Below are 6,872 nucleotides of genomic sequence, written 5' to 3'. Positions count from 1 at the left end.
GATGCTAGAGGAAAATTTGATAGCTATATTGAAACTGTAAAGTCAGATTGTAAGGGTATTGCTGGTCGAAAGAGCAGTTTCTTATCAGACATTGATACTATCATTAATAATATTCAAGCACTATTTGATTTAGAGTATCAGACGCACTCATACATATTGTTAGCTACGTTTGATGAAAAAAGTAGCAGTGTGACAGATGAGGTGGCTACCCTGAATGATAGTATAGCGAATTATAAGGCAGCTGTCGTGAATGCTAGTGCGCTTTTTGGCCAGTTTCAAAATGCCTTAAAAGGAGACGCCTATACAGCTTTGTCAACACAGGTTACACAATCATTACAGACAAATCAGCTATTAGTCGCTGAATGTATGACACTAGGAACACAACTTTCTAATTTTGCGAGCGAGATATCAGAGGCAGAAAGCAGTGTCAGCTTTGAATAAGAGGTGAATTATGACTGCAGAGACGATACAATACGATGCTGGGCAACATGAAGCCTTCGCAAGTGAACTGAACAAAATAAAATCGAGTTTTGAAACGGTGGTAACCAACTTGAATGCAGTAAAAACGATGTCTAGTGATAATCTAGATGGCAATGCTGCTGAAGCCTTAGAAACAGCGGTGGATACACTCGTTAAAAAATTAGAGACTGAAAAAGAGAATTGGCAAACAACTATAACAAATGCAGGTAAAGTCAAAGAACTTTTGATAGATGCGGATAAGCAGGCCTCAAACTCAATTTCAAGTTGTTGATGATAAGAATCATAGAAAGGAGAACAAATGGCGGGATCATTTAAAATGCCATTGTCGGATTATTACACAACATCTTCTAATATCAAAAAAGAAGTCAGTAATTTAAAAGATGCTGTAAATGACAACTTTTTGGACTTAGTTTCGAAACATATTAGCAGTCTTGATAGTAGGGATCAGGCTTCTGTTGAAGCTATTGAAGCTTATACAACTGCTAAAACCGAGCTAACGACGATTGAAGACCATGAAGATAAACTTAGTAAGATGGCTTCTGAAGGAGAAGATAATCCACTTTATAGTGTTGTCACAATTGATAACAGTTATAGTACAACCTTTGCAGGCATTGATACGGGTGTTACATCACCAGCAGTCAAGTCTGCTATGGGGATTGTACGAGATGATATTGAGAGTGTCGCACGCTATAGAACATTTACAGATCAAATCAAAAAATACGGTGCGGAGATTGGAGATAAGGACTGAGTTCAACGGATGTTAGCACTCATGGATGTTAATCCTGCTAAAGCATTAGATGAACTCTATAACAATGAAAAATTTATATTAGCTATTTCTAAGAGTGATGCTGTTTCAGATTTTTTTATAGGGACGATGTCCTTTTTAGAAAATACCAAAAATATTCCTAAAAATTTGGTCAATAGCATTTCAAATAGTAAAGCATTTGTGGCATGGGTTAGTAAGCTTGATCTTAAAATGCAAGATAAAATTTTGGATGGTATGATTGCTCTCTCAGACAAGGGTTATAATCTCCTTAACAAAAGTGGTGAGATTGCAGGATGGGCTAGTAGGATTGCTAGTGGGAAAGTTGGAGCTATCGTTCGTGAGTTAGGTGAATCCAAGATTATTCAAGGAAGTAAAAAAGGGGCTGAGAAGCTAGGAGCTGGAAAGATCGGTAAAGCGATTTCAAGTAAAGCTTTTGCGATTGGTACAGTAGTGTTAGAAGGTGGCGTTAGAAGTGCCTCAGCCTATTTTGACAAAGATTCTGAAGCCTATCACAATGTAGGGAAGTCGGTAGTGAGTGGTACGGTTGATACGATAGCTAATGTAGGACCAGTTGATGGAGCGCTGTTGGGGGCTACTATAGGTGCGGGAATAGGTTTTACAGCTGGATTATTAATTCAAGGCTTCAAATATTATAATCCAGATATTGCTGATGATGTTAAGGAAATAGGCTATGATTTTGTGGATAATGTTTCTAAAGTTGGCAAAAGCGTCAAAACAGAAGTAAATCGTATGGTATCAAGTGCAGGTAAAGCTTTTGAAAAGTTTAGTTCCAAACCGTTAGCAGTAGCTTCAGGTTGGTTTGGATAGGAGAATGGGATGAAACAAACAATTTTTAATGCGTCATTGGAAGAAAGCATGAATTTGGTAACGGATAAGTATATCCAAACGTCTATGGAAAATGTCAAAGAGCATGGAGTGTGGAAGAAAATTATTGGGACTTTAACCCTACTATTTATGATGTACTTATTTAGTTTTATAACTAGATTAGATAGCCTTTCTTCTAATACATTTCTTTCATTCAAAACTAGTTTTATAACTAAGATGATTGTATTTAATGCGGTATTTGTTGCTTTTATTTACTTCATATACATTTTTAAAAATATAAATTTGAGATATAGACAATATAGTATATACGGCAGTTTTTTAAGCATCATGTCGTTGATTTTCCTTCTTGAAGCTTTTATAATTTTAGTATCATTAGCAACTTCAACCTTGGGCTGGTGGATAGGAACTTTTGGATATACTGTAATATTTGTTTTTGTATTGGTGTCAAGGTTTAAATGGTTGATTTTCTTTATAAAGGGCAAATTATATGGCGCAAGTCATAAAGAGAATAAAGCTTTTAAATTACTTGAGACATTTTCTCAAGTATCGCAAAAATACGGCCCTATTTTACTATTTTTGATCTTTATTCTACGTTGGTTTTTTCCCTCAAACATGATGCAGGAAAATGACTTTGTACGGTTTATCATTGTTTCCTTTAGTCCGTTAGGGATTTTTATACCACTATATTTTACAATCTCAATGCTAGCCGAACACTTTCAAGGCTATTACCTCAAAAAATACAGTGAAGATTACCGTCAGATGTCAGGCTATTCTATAGAAGAATGGTATGGTAAAAAGTCAAAGATGTATAGAGATAGTGTGAAACAGAATGATGATTTAGAGTAATATAGATTGGAACAGTTGCCTCAGTTTTATAGTTTTTCGTTAACTGTAGTGGGTGACTTATAGCTAACGTCTAGAGAGAATCGTTTTGGTTCTCTCTATTTTCTTTCATACAGCCCTCTCACAACCTTGGTTACCGCCGTTAGAAAAGGTGATTCCAGTGGAGAGCTTACGTCCTGGTCACTTTAAGGACTTCTGGGCTAAAGGGCTTCGTCCTTTAGAAGCGATGATTGGTTTTGTGGATATTCCTAGCCGTCAGACCCAAGAAGCCGTTAGTCATCGCTTTGAGACAGATGGCCACTTGGTCATCTACTCAGCACCAGGCATGGGGAAATCCAGCCTCCTTCAAACCATGGTTATGGACCTTAGTCGCCAACTCACTCCAGAGCACTTGCACGTTTATCTCTTTGACTTTGGGACTAACGGGCTCTTGCCGCTCAGAGACTTGCCGCACGTGGCTGATAACTTCTTGTTAGATGATACTGAAAAACTAACCAAGGTTATGGCTCGCTTTAAAGCTGAGATGGCTGACCGTAAGAAACGCTTTAGTCGCCATGCGGTCTCTAACATCACCTTCTACCGTTTGATTGACAAATCTAATAATATCATATTTTATTTTAATGGCTTGTAGTTATTTATTATAGCTGAAAGGATGGTAACTAATGTTAAAGTTAATCAATATCGGTTGGCAATCAAATCGAGTTGTTTATGTTGATAAGGAAACTAAGAAATTTTATAAATCTGAAACTAGCAGACATTCTAATCATATTTTTTTCTTAGTTCCAATTGCTAGCACTCTTCTAGGAGGAATAATTTCTAATATTAGTTTAGTAATAGGAGAAACTAGTGACCAATTTCGTTTAGGAATACTTTTTCTCTGTTATGGAATTACTTTTATTATTTCTATTCTTGGAAAGAAAGTATTGATTAAGCAATGGTCACTACAACTTTATTATCCAAATGTTTTTCAAATACGAGAATTGCTAGAAAATGGGAAGAAACAAAGAATTGGTCAATTAATAATTGTTGGATTTATGATATGTTTTATTTTATTACTTTCATATGATTATTTAATATCTGGGAGTGTCAGACCATTATTGATTTCTACATTTTTAGTTGGTGCAACATCTTTACTAATTTGGGATTGTTCGCCATTGGACCGTAGAAAAGTGATTAGACAATTAAAAAGGGAGATACAAAATTGATGATTATTAATCGATTTCCTTTATACAATAATGATGGGAAAATTGGTTACTTTGACTACTCAGCTTGTATTTACCCAACCGGAATATTTGATAACAAGTCTTACTTTTTCAATGAAGAGAATATCGAAAAAGTTTGGTTTGAAGGTTATGTTGACGAATCAGAAGAGGTGTTACAAAAACGCTTTGAGACAAAAAAATCATCTATCATCCACGCTTAGAATTAAAAAAGAGTAATTACAAAGTTTTTGAAACTAGGACGAAAAATAAAATGTTACATAGTAAATGATGATAATCTTCTTTTATTCATCATTTTCAATTCATTTATATAAATTTTGTACAGAAGTAAGAAAGGTTTTTACTTTAAAATGAGGGAGAACCTGGTCTATGATTTCTTCTTGTTTCATTGTCAATTATAGTGATTGACTTTTAGCTAACACCTAGAGGGAATCGTTTGGGGAGCCCACTGAAAAAGTCAAACTGTAGAACTTTGACTTTTTCAGTGGGCTCCTAATTTAGGTCTCTATCTTTTATTTTTTTGATGTGGTTTTATGCCGAGAAAACTTTTGATATGGAAAAGAGCTATATGTTATTACAGCTTGTCTGTAAAAGTTGGTGGTGTTTGAATTGGGATTAAACCAAGTTAACACCAACTAAAAAACATATAGCTCAAAGGTTTCAAGTCAAAAGGAAATTGGAATAAAAATAAAAAAGAGTTACAGCATTCGCGACCAAAGTTTGTGTTGTAACTCTTTTTCAATTTAAAATTGAGAAGGAGTTTTTTTATGAGAAACAAAATAAAGTTTGTTGATGGTTAATAACAAGCACAATAAATCAGATGAAAAGTATATAATACAAAACTATAAGGATACAAAGGATATTTTACAAACAGTGATGAAAAGGATATACTATAGGTAAGTTGAGAAAGCCATTGTGTTATCGACATGATGAAACACCAAACGCCATCTACTACTGCTATAGTAGATGGCGTTTTTAGGTGTTTGGTAATTAATGGTCATCAACGTTTACGATTATCTAACCAATATTTGTAAGTCGTAAGTATTACACCAACCAAAATTGGTGCAATAAGAGTTGAGAAAACTATTGTTACAATCGACATGACTTTACACCTCCTAACTTGTCCTATTTCAACAGTTAGGATTGTTGATGACATTTGATATTATAACACTTCCGATATACAGAAAATAGATTAATAGTGAACTTGGCGAAAAACGATTGATTTTGATACATTAGAAACAGCGTATTTCATTAAATAAATGAACAATACCAAAAGACGATATTTCTTGTCAATTTTGTGTGTATTTTTCCTGTTTTAATTAGTTGGGCACTTGTACTGTTGACACCGTTCGAGTGCTCTTTTTGTTTCATAAAAACTAGATCTATTTGATTTTGAATACAATCCGTGTGTAGATTTTTATAAGTGGTCAAAATCACTAAATAAAAAATGGAACTGGGCAAAGAAATTTAGATGTTATCTATAAATTTGTTACGATTATAAATAACATTTTCTAGAACCACGATATAATCTTGCTTTTCGTCTAGTACACACACCTTCTTTTACTCTATAACATCTCATTGATTGTAATAGTTATTTGTTTTTTATTCATAAACTACGAGGACAGCTAAGCAGTTTACGTGGTTTTTGATTCTAATTAAGATAATGAAATCATTTATCGTCTATAGAAGGAGCTACATCTACCTAGACTAAATTAAAGAGTTCTGTTGCAAAGTTACAAAAATAAATTGATAAAATACATATAAAAATACACAATAAAAGATATACAAATATATACTGAAGGAGAGGGTTGTATGGTTATCACAAATACTAGAAAAGTTAGAAAAATTGGTTCCAGCAATGTGGTTACTTTACCTAAAGAAATCTTAGAACAATTGAATATACATGAGAGCGAAAAATTAGCTTTTAACATAGAAAATGGCAAATTATTAATAGAAGCGGTTAAAACATTAGAACCAAAAGAAGCAGATATTTTAAGTATTGCGGAAGAAATCAGTAATCAATATGACAAAGCTTTTAAATAATTAGGGAATCGCTAGTAGGCTGAAATACACGCGCTATTTAACGGAAAAGGAAATTATCATATTAAATATATATGTTATAGAGAAATATAGCCCTCCCAAGAGCCTATAGGTGTTAAAGAAACTAAATCATTAAATATACTGGTTAATGCACCTAAGCAATATGTATTTGGACATGAATAGTACTACAATAATGGTCCCGACAGTTTTTTACTTAGTTTAGGCAGAAGTTGTTCATCTATTATAGATGGATGACTGGTGCTATGATATGAACGGAAAACAAGTATCACTTTACACTCCTCTTCTCTGTGTCTGAATTGACGCTTGAGAGATAGATGACTCTATCATCGAAAGTATATAAGCACAGGTGCTTACTTTCGACAAATTGAACGATTCAATTTTTAGAGTCTAAAGAGAAATATTTAATTGTAGTAATATGGCTTTTGAGATGTACATTCGCTATTTTAGTTATTAGTAAACACAAAGCGAACCACACAACTACTTATGTCTTTTAGTCCTAGTAGTATAGTAGTGAAAGGTGTAAATAGAAAAAGATGATAGTAGAGAATAGCTGAGATATTTGTTATTATAGATATAAATAAAATGTAATTAACAGAATCAGAAAAGAGGTTTGGTTATATGACAATAGTAATAACGATTGGTTGTTTTAAAGGGGG

At 33.6% G+C, this 6,872-nt stretch carries 10 protein-coding genes; 9 read left to right on the top strand and 1 reads right to left on the bottom strand.

The window, feature by feature from the left end; translation table 11 throughout:
- From TP70_RS12340 to TP70_RS00780, 8 genes are all read left to right on the top strand, one after another.
- Nucleotides 1-441 (top strand): hypothetical protein (locus tag TP70_RS12340; RefSeq protein ID WP_052502848.1); only part of this gene is annotated, 441 nt, incomplete at its 5' end.
- A gap of 10 nt (nt 442-451) precedes the next feature.
- On the top strand, nt 452-751 hold the full coding sequence (locus tag TP70_RS00810) for a hypothetical protein (protein ID WP_042740066.1): 300 nt from the start codon (nt 452-454) through the stop codon (nt 749-751).
- Nucleotides 752-778: 27 nt separating this feature from the next.
- Nucleotides 779-1,228 (top strand): hypothetical protein, encoded by a 450-nt coding sequence (locus TP70_RS00805; RefSeq protein ID WP_042740065.1) that lies wholly within the window; start codon nt 779-781, stop codon nt 1,226-1,228.
- Nucleotides 1,229-1,237: 9 nt separating this feature from the next.
- Nucleotides 1,238-2,074: a hypothetical protein gene (locus tag TP70_RS00800; RefSeq protein ID WP_042740064.1), complete on the top strand. Its 837-nt coding sequence runs from the start codon at nt 1,238-1,240 to the stop codon at nt 2,072-2,074.
- 9 nt (nt 2,075-2,083) lie between these two features.
- Entirely contained in the window at nt 2,084-2,938 is an 855-nt protein-coding gene (locus TP70_RS00795; protein ID WP_042740063.1) for a hypothetical protein, read from the top strand.
- 148 nt (nt 2,939-3,086) lie between these two features.
- On the top strand, nt 3,087-3,566 hold the full coding sequence (locus TP70_RS00790) for an FtsK/SpoIIIE domain-containing protein (RefSeq protein WP_206168152.1): 480 nt from the start codon (nt 3,087-3,089) through the stop codon (nt 3,564-3,566).
- Between the two features lie 31 nt (nt 3,567-3,597).
- Nucleotides 3,598-4,140, top strand: a complete 543-nt coding sequence (locus TP70_RS00785) for a hypothetical protein (RefSeq protein ID WP_042740150.1) — start codon at nt 3,598-3,600, stop codon at nt 4,138-4,140.
- Nucleotides 4,140-4,358 carry a DUF4176 domain-containing protein gene (locus TP70_RS00780; protein WP_042740151.1) on the top strand — a complete coding sequence of 73 codons (219 nt, stop codon included), beginning with the start codon at nt 4,140-4,142 and terminating at the stop codon, nt 4,356-4,358. Before TP70_RS00785 ends, TP70_RS00780 begins: the two co-directional genes overlap by 1 nt.
- A 797-nt stretch (nt 4,359-5,155) precedes the next feature.
- On the opposite strand, the gene TP70_RS12135 is transcribed toward TP70_RS00780, so the two are convergent.
- Entirely contained in the window at nt 5,156-5,257 is a 102-nt protein-coding gene (locus TP70_RS12135; protein WP_235307538.1) for a type I toxin-antitoxin system Fst family toxin, read from the bottom strand.
- Between the two features lie 710 nt (nt 5,258-5,967).
- Here TP70_RS12135 and TP70_RS00775 point away from each other — a divergent pair.
- Entirely contained in the window at nt 5,968-6,198 is a 231-nt protein-coding gene (locus TP70_RS00775) for an AbrB/MazE/SpoVT family DNA-binding domain-containing protein (RefSeq protein WP_042740152.1), read from the top strand.
- Nucleotides 6,199-6,872: the final 674 nt, after the last annotated feature.

It is taken from the genome of Staphylococcus microti (assembly GCF_000934465.1).
Taxonomy (GTDB): domain Bacteria; phylum Bacillota; class Bacilli; order Staphylococcales; family Staphylococcaceae; genus Staphylococcus; species Staphylococcus microti.
Note: the sequence above shows the minus strand (reverse complement) of the source record. Positions and strands in the feature narration are given on the sequence as shown.